General features: G+C 70.1%; 13 protein-coding genes and 1 pseudogene. 6 read left to right on the top strand and 8 right to left on the bottom strand.

What is annotated here, in order from left to right:
• On the bottom strand, window positions 1-355 hold a 355-nt coding region (locus ADY01_RS09245), incomplete at its 3' end, for a TetR/AcrR family transcriptional regulator (RefSeq protein WP_049568775.1).
• A 144-nt stretch (window positions 356-499) separates the two neighbouring features.
• Here ADY01_RS09245 and ADY01_RS09240 point away from each other — a divergent pair.
• From ADY01_RS09240 to ADY01_RS09220, 4 genes and pseudogenes are all read left to right on the top strand, one after another.
• The gene (locus ADY01_RS09240) at window positions 500-1,234 is read left to right on the top strand and encodes an SDR family NAD(P)-dependent oxidoreductase (protein ID WP_049568772.1); all 735 of its coding nucleotides are present in this window, start codon (window positions 500-502) and stop codon (window positions 1,232-1,234) included.
• Window positions 1,235-1,266: 32 nt separating this feature from the next.
• Window positions 1,267-1,889, top strand: a pseudogene (locus tag ADY01_RS09235) (NADPH-dependent F420 reductase).
• A gap of 1,948 nt (window positions 1,890-3,837) precedes the next feature.
• Window positions 3,838-4,767, top strand: coding sequence for a hypothetical protein (locus ADY01_RS09225; RefSeq protein ID WP_049568765.1), 930 nt, complete (start codon window positions 3,838-3,840; stop codon window positions 4,765-4,767).
• A gap of 126 nt (window positions 4,768-4,893) precedes the next feature.
• Window positions 4,894-5,244, top strand: a complete 351-nt coding sequence (locus tag ADY01_RS09220; RefSeq protein ID WP_049568762.1) for a DUF6221 family protein — start codon at window positions 4,894-4,896, stop codon at window positions 5,242-5,244.
• A 549-nt stretch (window positions 5,245-5,793) separates the two neighbouring features.
• Here ADY01_RS09220 and ADY01_RS09215 read toward each other — a convergent pair.
• The 7 genes from ADY01_RS09215 to ADY01_RS09190 form a co-directional block, all read right to left on the bottom strand.
• Window positions 5,794-6,729, bottom strand: a complete 936-nt coding sequence (locus ADY01_RS09215; protein ID WP_049568759.1) for an aldo/keto reductase — start codon at window positions 6,727-6,729, stop codon at window positions 5,794-5,796.
• Window positions 6,730-6,796: 67 nt separating this feature from the next.
• Complete coding sequence (locus ADY01_RS38965) at window positions 6,797-6,946, bottom strand: hypothetical protein (RefSeq protein ID WP_159001058.1); 150 nt, start codon at window positions 6,944-6,946, stop codon at window positions 6,797-6,799.
• A gap of 275 nt (window positions 6,947-7,221) precedes the next feature.
• Window positions 7,222-8,040 carry an ABC transporter ATP-binding protein gene (locus ADY01_RS09210; protein WP_049568794.1) on the bottom strand — a complete coding sequence of 273 codons (819 nt, stop codon included), beginning with the start codon at window positions 8,038-8,040 and terminating at the stop codon, window positions 7,222-7,224.
• Between the two features lie 38 nt (window positions 8,041-8,078).
• On the bottom strand, window positions 8,079-8,834 hold the full coding sequence (locus ADY01_RS09205; RefSeq protein ID WP_049568791.1) for an ABC transporter permease: 756 nt from the start codon (window positions 8,832-8,834) through the stop codon (window positions 8,079-8,081).
• A gap of 104 nt (window positions 8,835-8,938) precedes the next feature.
• Window positions 8,939-9,775, bottom strand: a complete 837-nt coding sequence (locus ADY01_RS09200) for an ABC transporter permease (RefSeq protein ID WP_049568756.1) — start codon at window positions 9,773-9,775, stop codon at window positions 8,939-8,941.
• Between the two features lie 11 nt (window positions 9,776-9,786).
• The gene (locus ADY01_RS09195) at window positions 9,787-10,494 is read right to left on the bottom strand and encodes a cysteine hydrolase family protein (protein WP_049568753.1); all 708 of its coding nucleotides are present in this window, start codon (window positions 10,492-10,494) and stop codon (window positions 9,787-9,789) included.
• Window positions 10,457-11,437, bottom strand: coding sequence for an ABC transporter substrate-binding protein (locus ADY01_RS09190; protein ID WP_063784166.1), 981 nt, complete (start codon window positions 11,435-11,437; stop codon window positions 10,457-10,459). The genes ADY01_RS09195 and ADY01_RS09190 overlap by 38 nt, the downstream gene beginning before the upstream one ends.
• 446 nt (window positions 11,438-11,883) lie before the next feature.
• Between ADY01_RS09190 and ADY01_RS09185 the strand changes: the two genes are divergently transcribed.
• Window positions 11,884-13,122, top strand: a complete 1,239-nt coding sequence (locus tag ADY01_RS09185) for a flavin-dependent oxidoreductase (protein ID WP_049568748.1) — start codon at window positions 11,884-11,886, stop codon at window positions 13,120-13,122.
• Between the two features lies 1 nt (window position 13,123).
• Window positions 13,124-13,957 carry an IclR family transcriptional regulator gene (locus ADY01_RS09180; RefSeq protein WP_053170642.1) on the top strand — a complete coding sequence of 278 codons (834 nt, stop codon included), beginning with the start codon at window positions 13,124-13,126 and terminating at the stop codon, window positions 13,955-13,957.
• The last annotated feature ends 208 nt before the right edge of the window (window positions 13,958-14,165 follow it).

The raw sequence follows: 14,165 nt of genomic DNA, 5'->3' as shown, positions 1-14,165 counted from the left end.
ACCGCACCGGCATGGACCAGCTCTGCGCGGCGGCCATGTAGGGGCACAGGGGGGTGGTGGGGGGGATGTCGAAGGCGGCGAGGAGCCGTTCGCGGGGCGTGAGGTCGGTGCGGTCGAACACGCCGGACAGAACGGAAGGGTCGAACCGCCGCAGGTACTCGGCGACGAGTTCGTCCTTGCTGCCGAAGTGCTGGTAGGCCGTGCGCTTGGACACCTCGGCCGCCGCGCAGAGCTGGTCCATGCCGGTGCGGTTGATGCCCTGCTCGCGAAACAGCCGCTGGGACGCGCTGAGGATGCGCTCGCGGGCGCCCCGGCCCCGGCGGCTGCCCGTGGGTCCCTTCTCCAACTCCGTCATGGGTCCATGGTACCCGAGTTGGGTAACGACCGGTGTACATAGCTTGCGTCGTGGCCGCCCGCCCCGTACGGTAAGCACACAGGGCGGTATACATAACGCCGTCTCCCCAGGTGCGCACGGCACCACCGACCCAAGGGAGCAACCATGGGAAAGCTTGACGGCAAGATCGCGGTCATCACCGGCGGCACCACCGGCATGGCGCTGGCCGGCGCGAAGCTGTTCGTCGACGAGGGAGCGCACGTCTTCATCACCGGCCGCCGCCAGGACGCCCTGGACGAGGCCGTGAAGCAGATCGGCCGCAACGTCACCGGCGTCCAGGGCGACGCCGCCGACCTGGACGACCTGGATCGCCTGTACGACGCCGTCAAGCGGGAGAAGGGAAGCCTCGACGTGCTGTGGGCCAGCGCCGGAGGGGGCGAGCCCGCCCCGCTCGGCGAGATCACCGAAACCCAGTTCGACACCTGGTTCGGGCTCAATGCCCGCGGCACCCTGTTCACCGTCCAGAAGGCCCTCCCGCTCTTCAACGACGGCGGCTCCATCCTCATGACCGGCTCCAACGCCTCCCGCGGCGCCTTCCCCGGCTGGAGCGTCTACGCCGGCAGCAAGGCCGTCCAGCAGGCCTGGGCCCGCGTCTGGCTCAACGAACTCAAGGACCGCCGCATCCGCGTCAACGTCCTGACCCCCGGCCAGGTCGCCACCGCCAAGCAGGAAGAACTCTTCGACGAGGCCACCAAGCGCCAGTTCGAGTCCCTCATCCCCCGAGGCCAGATGGGCCGCCCCGACGAAATCGCCACTGCCGCCCTCTTCCTCGCCTCCGACGACTCCAGCTACGTCAACGGCATGGAACTCGTCGCCGACGGCGGCACCACCGCCATCTGAACCGGACACACACAACCAGGGCAGGACATCTCATGAGCAACATCAGCATCATCGGCACCGGGAACATGGCCCGCACCATCGGCGCGCGGGCGATAGCGGGCGGCAACACCGTCGACATCATGGGCCGTGACCAGGCCAAGGCCGCGGACCTGGCCAAGGCTCTCGGCGGCGGCACCACGACGGGGGAATGGGGCACCGCCCCGGCCGGGGACATCGTCATCGTGGCCCTGCCGTACGACGGTGTGGTGCCGACCGTCACCCACTACGGAGATGCTCTCGCGGGTAAGGTCATCGTCGACATCAGCAATCCCTTCAACTCCACGTTCGACGGGCTGGCCCACCGCGAGGAGACCTCGATCGCGCAGCAAGTCGCCAAGGCCGCCCCGGCCGGCGCCAGCGTGGTGAGGCGTTCAACACCATCTTCCGCCATGTCCTGGAGAAGGGTCGGCCCGACGTCTTCATCGCCGGCGACAATGCGCAGGCCAAGGCAAGTGTGGAGGCGTTCATCGAGACCCTTGGGCTGCGCCCGCTGGACGTCGGCGGCCTGACAATGGCGCACTGGCTTGAAGGAGCGGGCGTGGTCACGGTGGGCCTCGCCAACCACGGGGTGGGGAACTTGGACTTCGCCCTCAGCGTCACCGAGCTTCCCGTCTGACCAAACGGTTGACGGAACACCGAGAGGACTCGCCATGAAGCTCGGTGAATCGCCCCGGGTAGGTCGGTCGGCGGCAGGCTTCTCAAGGGCCGGGCGGCTTGCGGGTGGCTGGGGCTGTCCGGGGTGGCCCCGGAGCATCTGCGGCGATCAGCCGCTGGTTGACGCTGTGGAGTGCCTGCATGGCGGTCTCTGCTCGGCCGCCGACTGCGAGTGCTGCGTCTCGTTGCTCGCGCAGTTCCTCCATCTCTATGTCCCGCGGCGAGTGGGTGTTCAGGCCGTCGCGGAGGCGGGCGCCCAGTTCGTGGGCGCGTAGCGTGCGTAGCTCGTTCTGGACTTCGTGAAGGGTCCGTTGCAGGGCGGCGTTCTTTCTGTCGGCAGGGGCAGAGCGAGCCGCCTGTCGATGTCCGCAGACACGACCCGCCCTTCCCCAGCACCGGGATCCACGTTCGGAAGTTATTGCCGACCACCGTAAGGATTGTGGGCACCGGCGACTGCCGACCTTACTCTGACCCGGCGGGAAGGCACCTGGTCACGCGGGCGCTGAGGCCAGGAGGCACGCCGTAGGGGCCACCCAGAACGCGACGTCCGCGCTTATCAGCATGGAAGTACACAGCGCAACAGCCGAGGAAGTGCCTGCCGCTCCCGCTGCGCAACCAAGCTGCCGCGGCCAGGTCAGGTCGTAGCCTTGAGACTCAAGCACCTGGACGCACTGCCCATAGTTCCTGGTCTCGTAGCCCTCAGTTGAGACGGCCTGAGTTGAGACTGGGCCGCCTGCCGGATCGGCGTGTGCCGGCCCGGCCATGACCACCGAGCCGCCCACAAGCGCTCCGGCGAGAGCCACGGGCGCGGCGAACCTGAACAGTCGCTTCTTCAACGGAATCCCCTCCCTTGTCCGCGCCACCTCCACAGTGACGCCTCGACCCCCTCGTTGAGGGGCTGCGATGAACTTCTTCGTACGTGTCATGCCGACTCCCGAGTCCGGCAGAGCAGTAGCGAGCCTTCTGCTCGCTGGACGGTGCTTCGTCTCATCGGTACGACAACACAGCACCCCGGAACGTGAGACGCGCGCCAAGACCGCCTCCGGGCCAAGACCCGCGTCGTGCACATGAGCGAAGGGTTCGACTTCCTTTGGTTCCGCCTCCAGTGGAAACGCAAGCGAGGCACGGACAAGAGGTACGTGTATACCTTCATCGCCGACCGGCCCATCCGGTCCTTGAAGGACAAGATCCGTGCCCTGACACACAGGTTGTCGCATCAGCCACCCAGGGACGTGCAGTGCCCTTGGCAAGACATGAGCTCGCGGTTAAGTGCTTAGAAGGCACCTTGCCAGACCGGGACGTTCCTCCCGCTGAGCTGGGATTTTCCCGTTGCACTGATCATTCCACTGTGGTTTTCTCCGCGTATTCGTTGTGGTGAGAAGACAGGCTGGGGCCGCTCTTCCGTCCACTTCGAGCTGCGGTTCGTGCGGGAGCACGGCAGAGCGGCGATACGTGCCCGCCTGCAAAGTTGAGTCACGGGCTCGCCCATGCACGTATCACGGACTGGGAGTACCGGCCGGCTCTGTGTGTGCCGGTGCAGTCGGGCGCGCAGACGCTTCTTGCGTAGAGCCCGCACGCCGCCCTTGCGGCGGCGACATTTCCCTTGTGATATCAAGGCCAGCCCCGCCCCCGGGACATCGTCGCCTACGAGGCCGACATGCAGGAGACAGCGGATGCCGCAGTGGGCCGGAACACCGGATCACCCTCGCCTGCGCGGGGCCACGTGCAAGGGATCGCATCAGGGCTGAGGTGGTTTCGGATGCGCTGCGCATCAGTGGCGCATCAGGAGCCTGATCACGAGAGCATCACAACCCGATCAAATCCGGCGCCCTACACAGCCCGTACCGGAATGATCACTCTCACCCCCCACGCCCGCCCCGCACAGCCCACAGCCGCCCCAGGGGGGACGCATGACTCAGCCCACGCCCGCGATCCGTCGCACCACAGTCCGGACCGCCACGGCCGTTCTCGTCCTCGGCATCTGCATCACCGCATGCGGAAGCGACGACGACACCGGCAGCAGCACCAACAGCGACAACGCCAGCAGCGGCGGAACCGAGGAGGCCCTCCGCCAGGCCGTCCAGGACGGCCTCGACGCCATGAACAGCGGCGACACCGAAGCGCTCCTCAACGGTCGAACCGCCCGCTGCCGCGAACAGACGACCGTCGAAGAGGCCCAGCAGTCCACCGACCTCATCGACAGCCTCTACGGCGACATCACCCTCGAGGAGCTCCAGATCCTGGAGTTCGACGAGACCAGCGCCCGCGTGCTCGGCACCACCGGCATCGAGGCCCTGGACGAGGCCAACAACCAGGACGGCGCGCGCTGGACCTGGGAAGACGGCGCCTGGCGCAACGACGACTGCGACGACAACACGGAGAACGGGGAGAACTCCGACCCCGCCGGCGCCGCTGAGGGTGACCTTCCGCTCGGCGAGGTCTATGCCTGGGACGACGGCCTGGCTGTCACCGTCGACAACCTCCGCCAGGTCCCCGCCAGCGACCTCGGCGAGTACGAGACAGTCGAGGACGCCGAGATTCCGTTCGTCGCCGATGTCACCATCACCAACACCGGTGACCAGCCCTATGATCTGTCCGGCCTGCATCTCGGCGTCACTGGCGCCACCCAAGGTGGTGACGCCTACAACACCTCTTACGAGAATGTCGGTGCTGTCGGCCACTACGAGGGTCGACTCGCTCCCGGGGAGACGCTGGAGAGCGTCCACGGCTGGACGATCGAGGAGCAGCACGGCCTGGATGTGGTGATCGAGGCGTTCCGCAACGACGATTGGCAACTGCCCCAGCCCACGTGGATCGGGAGCATCACGCCGGCCGCCTGAATGTGACCGGCTCGTAGGCTGCGTAGCCTCCGGGTATTTGCCGCCGCGGGCCCTTATGGACGCCATGGAGGGCCGCCTCGTGGGCGGTCCTTCCTGGTTCTCACGAAAGGACGCCCTTCATGGGCGATGACGGTCGATGGTGCACAGCCCAGCTCATGGCCGGGCCGCTCGCGGGCGACGGCGGCGGTCTGGGCCCAGCCAAACTGGGAACTCCAGGAGCACGAAACGGTGAGCAGCCTCAACGACTCGGAGATGCGGCACATCGCCCGTCACGACCCCGCTCGCGTCCTGCGAGAGGTAGAGGCTAGGGGGCGACTGCTCGACAGGTACGCCACCCCTGAGAGCAGTCCGGATCTGCCCGATTCGTTCAACCGGTTCACGGCGGAGATCACGCGGCACCTCGTGGCCGACGTGATCGCCCACCTTGCCGCAGCATGGTCCGACCACCCCGACTACCAGCGGGGATGGGCATCGTGACCGAGGAGCCACCTGCCAGACCCGAGCCGCGCCCCCGACGCCGCGCCCTCGAATGGGCCGCACTCGGCATGCTGGGGCTCCTCTTCGCAGGCGCCGGGTTCACCGCCGGACGCGTCACCGCGCCGGACGAGTCCACCGATGGCGCCACATGCGCCGAAGCCCGCGAGGTCTGCGACTCCACCATCGACACCGCTGCTGCCGCCAACGAACCAGACGTCGGCTCCGGACTGATGATCGCCCAATGTCGTGGCCCAGAACCCCGGCTGCTTCAACGCCACGGACCGCGCCTACGCCGAGACCCTGCGCGACCCTATCGACCAAGGAAACTCCCATTAATCGACAACCGGCAACCCACGCTGAAACACCCGGAACCAGTAGGTAGCCCCTGCCCAGAAACCACGAAGCCCTGGCCCGTCGCCGGGGCTTCACCCGTTCCGGAAGGTGGTGGCGGTGCCGAAGTTGCCGAACTCCCGCTCGCCCGGATCGCCTTCACGACACGCAGGCCAACCTCGGACTGTTGCTGAAAGAGGAGAACTCAGCTCCTGCGGGTTACGGCACTCGATGTCCGGCGGCGCGGAAGAGTTCGTACCAGTCGGCTCGGGTGAGTGGCAGGTCGGATCCCTGGGCGGCGCCACTGACGCGGTCCGGGCTGGTGGTGCCGAGCACGACCTGCATCCGCGCGGGATGGCGGGTGATCCACCCCGTCGCGATGGCGATCGCCGGAACCTGGTACCGAGCGGCGAGCCGGTCGATCACGGCGTTGAGCTCGGGGTAGTCCGGCGAGCCGAGGAAGGTGCCGTTGAAGAAGCCCGCCTGGAACGGCGACCACGCCTGGACCGTGATGTCGTTCAGCCGGCAGTAGTCGAGGATTCCGCCGCCGTCCAGCGTCGCCGACTGCTGCTCGTTGAGCATGTTCGCCGCGACCCCCTGGGCGATGATCGGCTGGTGGGTGACCGACAGTTGCAGCTGGTTGGCGACGATCGGCTGGCGCACCGACCTCCGCAGGAGGTCGATCTGGCCTGGCGTGTGGTTCGAGACCCCGAAATGCCGAACCTTGCCCGACGATTCCAGGTCGTCGAAGGCGCGAGCGACCTCCTCGGGCTCGACCAGCGCGTCCGGGCGATGCAGCAGCAGGATGTCGATCCGGTCGGTCCGCAGGGCCCGCAGCGATCCCTCGACCGAGTCGATGAGGTGGTCGTAGGAGAAGTCGAAGTAGGGCCCTTCCCTGACGATCCCCGCCTTCGTCTGGAGCGTGATCGCGTCGCGTTGCGAGGCGGTGAGCCGCAGTGCCTCGGCGAAGCGACGCTCGCAGCCGTGCAGCTCGTTTCCGTACACGTCGGCGTGGTCGAAGAAGTCGATGCCGGCGTCGCGGGCCGTGCGGACGAGTTCGCGGACCTCGTCGTCGGTCTTGTCGGCGATACGCATCAGGCCGAGCACGACATTCGGCGCGACGATCCGGGTGCCGGGCATGGTGAAGGTCTTCACGCCTGTCCTTTCGGGGCGTACGGAGGGCTGTCGACGCCCCCGTGAACTGATGCCGGAACGTCGTGGGTCAACGCGGATCCCGGAGCCGGAAGATCCGGGCCGCGGGAGCCGGTTCACCGGCGAGGCGGAGCGCGCCGGTGTCGACGTCCCAGTCGGCCGGCCAGGCGGTCAGCCGCCGCGGATACAGTACGTCGATCTCCGCGTCGCCGCCGCGCATGCCCGGAGAGGTAGAGCCGGCCGAGCATCCCGGTGACCATCGGCGTGATGCTCCCACGAGAGCTCACTCTCGACCTCGCTGTGCGGCACGGCCCTCTCCATGCGTTGGCTCCCCACTTGAACGCGCCAAGCACGTCCCATCGAGCTCCGCCGGTAGGGGAGCCCTGTCTCCAGGGGCCGCCCTCGTCACGCGGTGCTCCGGACAAGGCGGGGCCCATTTCACATGAAAAGCGGCGAGAGTTCGACGGCGAGGCAGGTGGGGGAGCGAGAGGGAACTCACGACCGGTCGTGGGGCGTGCCTTCCCCTGGTGCGAAGGAGACGGGGCGGTGGCCGCGCTTCGCCTTCTGCACGAGCTGGTAGACGTGGGTGCGCAGCTCGCCGAAGCGCGGCAGGTTGCGGGTGGTCAGTTGGTCCCGCTCGTCGGGCAGGTCCACGGCGACGTCCTCCATGATCACCGTGGGTCGGCCGGAGAGGACGAGGACCCGCTGGCCCAGGTAGATGGCCTCGTCGATGTCATGCGTGACGAACAGCAGCGTGATGCCGAGGCGGTGCCAGAGGTCGCGCACCAGGTCTTCGAGGTCGGCGCGGGTCTGGGCGTCGACGGCGGCGAACGGCTCGTCCATGAGCAGGATGCGCGGCTCGTAGGCCACCGCGCGGGCGATCGCCACCCGCTGCTGCATGCCGCCGGAGAGCTGCCACGGATAGGAGCCGGGCACGTCGGCCAGGCCCACGGCGGTCAGCGAACGGTCCACCAGGCGGCGCCGTTCGGCCTTGGGCAGCCGCTTCTCCTTCAGCGGCAGCTCGACGTTCTGCGCGACCGTCAGCCAGGGGAAGAGGCTGCGGGCGTAGTCCTGGAACACCACGGCCATCCCCTTGGGCGGGCCCGCGATGGCCCGGCCCTCCAGGACGACGTCGCCGCCGGTGGGCGGCAGCAGGCCGGCGATGCAGCGCAGCAGCGTGGTCTTGCCGGCCCCGGAGGGCCCGACGATGCAGACCATCTCCCCGCCGCGGACGTCGAAGGTGAGGTCGCGGACGGCCTCGGTGGCCCCGGCGGCGGACTCGTACACCTTGTGCAGGCCGCGCACGGAGAGCAGGTTCGTGCCGGTGGCCGGGCGGCCGGTGGTCGTGGCGATCAGGGGGTGCCTCCTCGTTGCGATTGGCGCTGCCCCCGGTACCAGGCCAGTACGAAGTGCTCGACGGCGCGGAAGATCAGGGACAGCAGGACGCCCACCAGACCGAGCAGGAGGATGCCGGTCCACATCTCGGGCAGGGCGAAGCTGCGCTGGAACTGGACGATGGTGAAGCCCAGGCCGTTGTTGGCGGCGAACATCTCGGAGATCACCATCAGGATGACGGCCACCGAGAGCGCCTGGCGGGCGCCGGTCACGATCTGCGGGCTGGCCCCGCGCAGCACCACGGTCCGCAGGTGCGTCCACGGGCGCAGCCCGTAGCTGCGGGAGGTGTCCCGCAGGAGCGGGTCGATGCCCCGCACGCCCTCCACGGTGTTCAGCAGGATCGGCCACAGCGCGCCGATGCCGATGACGACGACCTTCATCGTCGTGCCGATCCCGAGGAACAGCATCAGGATGGGCACCATCACCGGAGGTGGGATGGCCCGGAAGAACTCCAGCACCGGCTCGGCGTACGCGCGCAGGTTCGCCGAGGAGCCGATGAGGACGCCGAGCACCACCCCGAGCAGCAGAGCCAGGGCGTAGCCCGAGAGCAGGCGTGTCAGCGAGGGCAGCACGTCGTCGGTGATGCGGCCCTCGAACCAGGTGGGGCCGAAGGTGTCGAGGATCTCGCGCAGCGGCGGGAAGTAGAAGCTGGCGGAGTCCTCTGAGGTGACCCACCAGACGGCGACCAGCACGGCGGGCAGGCCCAGGGCCATCAGCAGCCGCCGGCCCCAGGACAGCGCGAGGCGGCCGGGTGAGCGCCGCCGGGAGCTGGTCGGGAACGCGGCCTTCCGCCGGGCGGCGCGGGGGGAGGGGACGGTCATGCGGCGGTCTCCCGTCGCATGGAGGGGTGCCAGTGCAGCAGGCGCCGTTCGACGAGCCGCGCCAGGAGGTTGACGGCCACGCCCAGCAGGCCGGTGACGATGACCAGGGCGTACATCGAGGCCACCGCGCCCGCGGTCTGGGCCTCGGAGATCAGGCGGCCGATCCCCTGGGTGCCGATGAGCAGTTCCCCGGTGATGGTGAGGACGAGCGCCACGCCGGCCGCCAGCCGGAACCCGACCACCGCGTAGGGCAGCGTCGTCGGCCAGATCAGCCGCGCCGCCTCGGTGGTGAGACGGAACCGGTACGCGCGGGCGGTGTCACGGGCCACGGGATCGACGTCCCGCACGCCGGCCAGCACCTGGATCAGTACCTGCCAGAACGACGTGTAGATCACCAGCAGCAGCGTGGCCTCCCGGCCGGTGCCGTACAGCAACACCGCCAGCGGGATCAGTGCCACCGAGGGGATCGGCCGCAGGAACTCGATCACGGAGGCGGTGGCCTCGCGCAGCGGGCCGACCGACCCGATGACCATCCCGATGGCGACCCCCGCCGCCACCGCGATGGCCAGGCCGGTGCCCCAGGTGATCAGCGTGTCCCGGAGCGCCTGCCAGAACTCGGCCGTCCCGGCCCGCTCGCCCAGCGCCCGCGCCATCTCGGAGAACGGCGGCAGGTAACGGGAGTCGACCAGGCCCGCGCGCGGCGCGAGCTCCAGGACCACGACGAGCGTCGCCACCCCGGCCAGGCCGAGCAGCGCCGTGGGCGGACCCTGGCCGGCGCGCCGGAGGCCGCCGGACGACGGGGTCCGGGCGGCGGCCTCAGCGACGTGAGCCATGACGTCTCACCTCAACCTTCTTTCTGTGCTGTGCACGTGCTCCGCCAGCACTCGACGATCTCGCCGGTGCGGGCGGCCTTTCCGAAATGCCGCGCGATGACCGCGACCGAGGCGGCGTGCTCGGCCGCGTCGTACGCCGCGCAGGCGTCCTCGGCCACCGAGCCGAGGACGTCGTGGTCCACGGCCGCGCGCAGGGACGTCTCCACGCAGACGTTGGTCGTGACCCCGGCGAAGACCAGGGAACGCCGCCCGCATGCCGCCAGCCACGCGCGGAAGGCCGGGACGCCGAAGGCGCTGTACCGGTGCTTGACGAAGACCGGCTCGCCAGGCAGCGGGGCCACCCGGTGGAACTCCGCGCCCCAGGTGCCCTCGACGCAGTTGGGCTCGGCCGGCACGAAACCCGGGCCGATGCCGCCGGCGTGCCGGTGCGTCCACTCGGGGGAGTCCACGTGGTCGCCGTGGACGGTCCGGACGAAGACGACCGGCACGCCCGCCCCGCGCGCCGCGCCGATCAGCAGCTCCGCGTTGGCCACGGCCGGCGCCACGGCGCTGAGGTCCAGCCCGCGGCGGCCCATGGTGCCCTCGGGGTGGCAGAAGTCGTTCTGCACGTCCACCACCACGAGGACCGCGTCGCCGGGCCCGAACCGGGTGACGTCCCCGGTGCCGGGCCCGGCGACGACGTCACTGCCCGACGAGGGCGTCGACGTCGATCTCTTCATCGACGAATCCGTCCTGGAGCATCCGGTCCGCGAGGAACCGCAGCGACTCCACGTCCAGGTCCTCCTTGAACTGCGGCAGCACCATCGCCTCGGTGATGTCCGGGTCGAGGTCCTGGATGCCGGCCAGCGCGGTCCGGAAGGCCGCCGGGTCCTCCGTGATGGACGCCGCGGTCTCGGCCACCGCCGCCTGGAACGCCTCCACCATCTCGGGGCGCCCCTGGGCGAACTCATGCGTGGTGAGGTACGAGCCGACCTGGAGCCCCTCCCGCGCCTCGGCGTACGGCCGCAGCGCGGGCGTGAGGCCCTGCCCCAGGCCCGTGGTCAGGAACGGCTCGATGATCCAGGCGGCGTCCACCTGGTCGTTCTCCAGGGCCGGCAGCATGTCGGGGAAGGGCAGCTCGACGAACTCGATGCTCTCGGTGTCCACGCCCTGCTCCTCGAGCGCGGCGGTGATGGTGATGTCGCCGATGTTCTGCAGGGTGTTGACCGCGATCGACGCGCCGGCCAGGTCCTCGGCCGAGTCGATGCCCGAGCCCTCGGCCGCCAGCACCGCGGAGAAGTCCGCCTCGATGTCCTCCGTGGCGAACGTCCCCGGCGCGATCATCCGCAGCGGCAGCCCCTGCTGCGTGGCGAGCATGGCGCTCACCACATTCGACCCGGCGATGTCCAGGTTCCCGCCGACCAGCGCCGGGATCGCGGCGGCACCTCCGGCGGAGGCGTCGATCTCCAGGTCGATGCCGTGCTTCTCGAAGATGCCCTCGTCCCGCCCGTAGTGCAGAAAGGCCGACGGCACCCCGTCCGTCTCGCCGACCCGGATGATGCCGTCGAACGGCCTCCCGGCGGCCGGCATGGCATCCTCGCCGGGAGAGGTCTCGGCGCCGCAGGCGGTGGCGCCCAGCAGCACGGCTCCCGCAGCGACCAGTCCCGTCAAGCGATGTCTCATCGTTGTCCCTTCCACGCCGCCGGCCGCGTGTGCCCACGCGGTGCCGGGGCGGATACCGGCGGGTCCCTCGGAGGGCCGCAGTGCGAATGACGATGGTGCTCACCCCGGACCCGGGCCGGTGGAGGCCATGGGATCGGCGGGGGCGGTTCCTGGACCCGGGATCACCCGGGACGGCCGCGGCAGCCTCCGCGCGGGCGGCGGAGATCACGGGCCGACGCGAAGCAACATAGGCGCGCGCCACCGCACCGTGAGAGCTGGGGCTCCAGGATTCTGCTCTGGCGAATCTCTGGCTCCCACCACCGCGCCCGGAGCTGCGACGCCCTACGCTGTGCGGCTACTGCCAGGACCATCGTTGCCCTCCCATGGCCAAACGGCGAGGCCGCGCGGTTCCGCATAACAGAACGCCAGTGGCAAGCCGGACCCCGGGGTCACGAAAGGCAAGGCATATGAACGTACTCGTCGTCGGCGCGGGGATCGGGGGCTTGACTCTCGCCCTCGAACTCCACCACGCCGGCATCGCGTGCCGGATCGTCGAGGCGGTTCCGCGACTGGAACCCATCGGTGCCGGGATCAACCTCCTGCCGCACGCCATGCGCGTCCTGGACCGGCTCGACGTCGCCGACCCCCTGGCGGCCGTCGGCGTGGAGACCCGCGAGTCGATCTTCTTCAACCGCTTCGGCCAGTTCGTCTACCGCGAGCCCGTCGGCCGGCACGCCGGCTACGGCCTGCCGCAGCTCTCCCTGCACCGCGGCGACGCCCAGCTCACGCTGCTGGCCGCCGTCCGGGAACGCCTCGGCGAGGACGCCGTCGAGCTGGGCCGGCGGGTGGTCGACCTCGCCGACGCCGGGGACCGCGTGCGCGCCACCGTGGAGGACGCCGCCACCGGCGCCCGCGCCACCGAGACGGCCACCGTGGTCGTCGCCTGCGACGGCGTCAACTCGGCGGTGCGCGCGCAGTTCTACCCGGACGAGGGCGAGCCCCGGTACTCGGGCGTCACCATGTGGCGCGGCGTCACCCCGTGGCGGCCGTTCCTCACCGGCGCCAGCATGGTCCGCGCGGGCTGGCTGGCCTCCGGCAAGATGGTGATCTACCCGATCAGGCACGGCGTCAACGGCGCAGGCGACCAGCTCGTCAACTGGGTCGCGGAGGTGGAACGCCCCCGCTCCGCCCGCCGCGACTGGGACCGCACCGGACGGCTGGAGGACTTCATCGACGTCTTCGACGGCTGGCACTTCGACTGGCTCGATGTCCCCCGGCTCATTCGGGGCGCGGACCGGATCCTCGAGTACCCGATGGTCGACCAGGACCCGCTGCCTCGCTGGACGTTCGGCGGCGTCACCTTGCTCGGCGACGCCGCCCATCCCATGGTCCCGCGCGGCTCGAACGGCGCCGGGCAGGCCGTCCTGGACGCGCACGCGCTGCGGGTCGCGCTCCAGGAGACCGCCGAACCCCGCCGGGCGCTGCTGCGTTACGAGGAGGAACGCCTTCCGGCCACCGCCTCCGTGGTGCGGACCAACCGCGTCCGGCCGCCGGACACCATCCTGAAGGAGGTCTACGAGCGCACCGGCGACCGCCCGTTCACCCGCATCGAGGACGTCATCAGCACCGAGGAGATGGCCGCCATCTCCGAGGGCTACAAGAAGATCGCCGCCTATGACAAAGACCTCGTCAACCGGGCGGAGTGACGTGTCCGCACCGCCGAAGCCGGCGCCCGAGCAGCCAGGCGGTACGGCCGGTTCGGGCGGCGGGTGGTCCGGGTCGCCGCCGCCGTACAGCCTGGCCTCGGTGGACAACGCCCTGCGCCTGATCCACGCGCTGGACGAGCGCGGTGAGCTGCGCGTCTACGAGGCCGCCGAACTGCTCGGCGTCGCCCGGTCCACCGCGCACCGGCTGCTGTCCACGCTGATCTGCCGGGGTTTCGCCGCCCAGGCCGACAACAGTCACGTCTACCGCCCGGGACCCGCCCTGGTCGACATCGGATTGCGGGCGATCTCCCGGCTCGACATCCGCCAGGCGGCCGGGCCGCACCTTCGCGCCCTGGCCGAGGACACCGGTGAGACCGTGCACCTGGTGGTCCTGGAGGGCAACGGCGTCCGGTTCGTCGACGGCGTGGAGAGCCCGCAGGTGGTCCGCGTCGGCCTGCGCGTCGGCATGGTGCTGCCCGCGCACGCCACCGCCGCCGGCAAGGCGATCCTCGCCGCGCTGCCGCCGGAGCAGGTCCGTGATCTCTACCCGCGCGGCGTGCAGGTGCTGACCGGCCGCACGCTGGCGACCCTGGACGAGATCGAGCAGCACCTCGCCACCGTCAACCGGCTCGGATACGCCTGCAACCACGGCGAGAGCGCCGAGAACGTGGCGGCCGTCGGGGTCGTGGTGCGCGACCACACCCGGGCACCGGTCGGGGCGCTCGGCGTGGCGGGCCCCGCCGAACGGCTCCAGCCGCCACGCGCCCCGCTGATCGCGGGCCGGATGCACCGCGCGAGCCTGGCCATCGCCGCCGCCCTCGCCGCGCCCCGCTGATCCCGCCGCGCCTGGAGCCGGGGGATCGAGTACGAGATGAGACCGGGGCTGTGGAGGTGGCCGGCAGTGCTCAGCGGGCCTGGGTGGCTCGCCAACGGCGCAGTGACCTTCGCGAGGTCGATGGCGCTCCCGCCCCCGACGGCGACGACCACAGCTTCGGAGAAGACGCGTACGTCGACACCCGCCTCGTGCGGCGAGGTACGCACCG

This window comes from Streptomyces sp. SBT349, from assembly GCF_001083795.1.
Taxonomy (GTDB): Bacteria; Actinomycetota; Actinomycetes; order Streptomycetales; family Streptomycetaceae; genus Streptomyces.
This window is presented reverse-complemented; position numbering and strand designations above follow the sequence as displayed.

What these genes read in the sequence shown, in the direction of transcription:
- ADY01_RS09185 (WP_049568748.1), top strand. Translation starts at nt 11,884, where the DNA reads ATGAACGTACTCGTCGTCGGCGCGGGGATCGGGGGCTTGACTCTCGCC.
- ADY01_RS09205 (WP_049568791.1), bottom strand. Translation starts at nt 8,834, where the DNA reads ATGGCCCTGGGCCTGCCCGCCGTGCTGGTCGCCGTCTGGTGGGTCACC.
- ADY01_RS09240 (WP_049568772.1), top strand. Translation starts at nt 500, where the DNA reads ATGGGAAAGCTTGACGGCAAGATCGCGGTCATCACCGGCGGCACCACC.
- ADY01_RS09220 (WP_049568762.1), top strand. Translation starts at nt 4,894, where the DNA reads ATGACGGTCGATGGTGCACAGCCCAGCTCATGGCCGGGCCGCTCGCGG.
- ADY01_RS09200 (WP_049568756.1), bottom strand. Translation starts at nt 9,775, where the DNA reads ATGGCTCACGTCGCTGAGGCCGCCGCCCGGACCCCGTCGTCCGGCGGC.
- ADY01_RS09225 (WP_049568765.1), top strand. Translation starts at nt 3,838, where the DNA reads ATGACTCAGCCCACGCCCGCGATCCGTCGCACCACAGTCCGGACCGCC.
- ADY01_RS09190 (WP_063784166.1), bottom strand. Translation starts at nt 11,437, where the DNA reads ATGAGACATCGCTTGACGGGACTGGTCGCTGCGGGAGCCGTGCTGCTG.
- ADY01_RS38965 (WP_159001058.1), bottom strand. Translation starts at nt 6,946, where the DNA reads ATGCGCGGCGGCGACGCGGAGATCGACGTACTGTATCCGCGGCGGCTG.
- ADY01_RS09195 (WP_049568753.1), bottom strand. Translation starts at nt 10,494, where the DNA reads ATGAAGAGATCGACGTCGACGCCCTCGTCGGGCAGTGACGTCGTCGCC.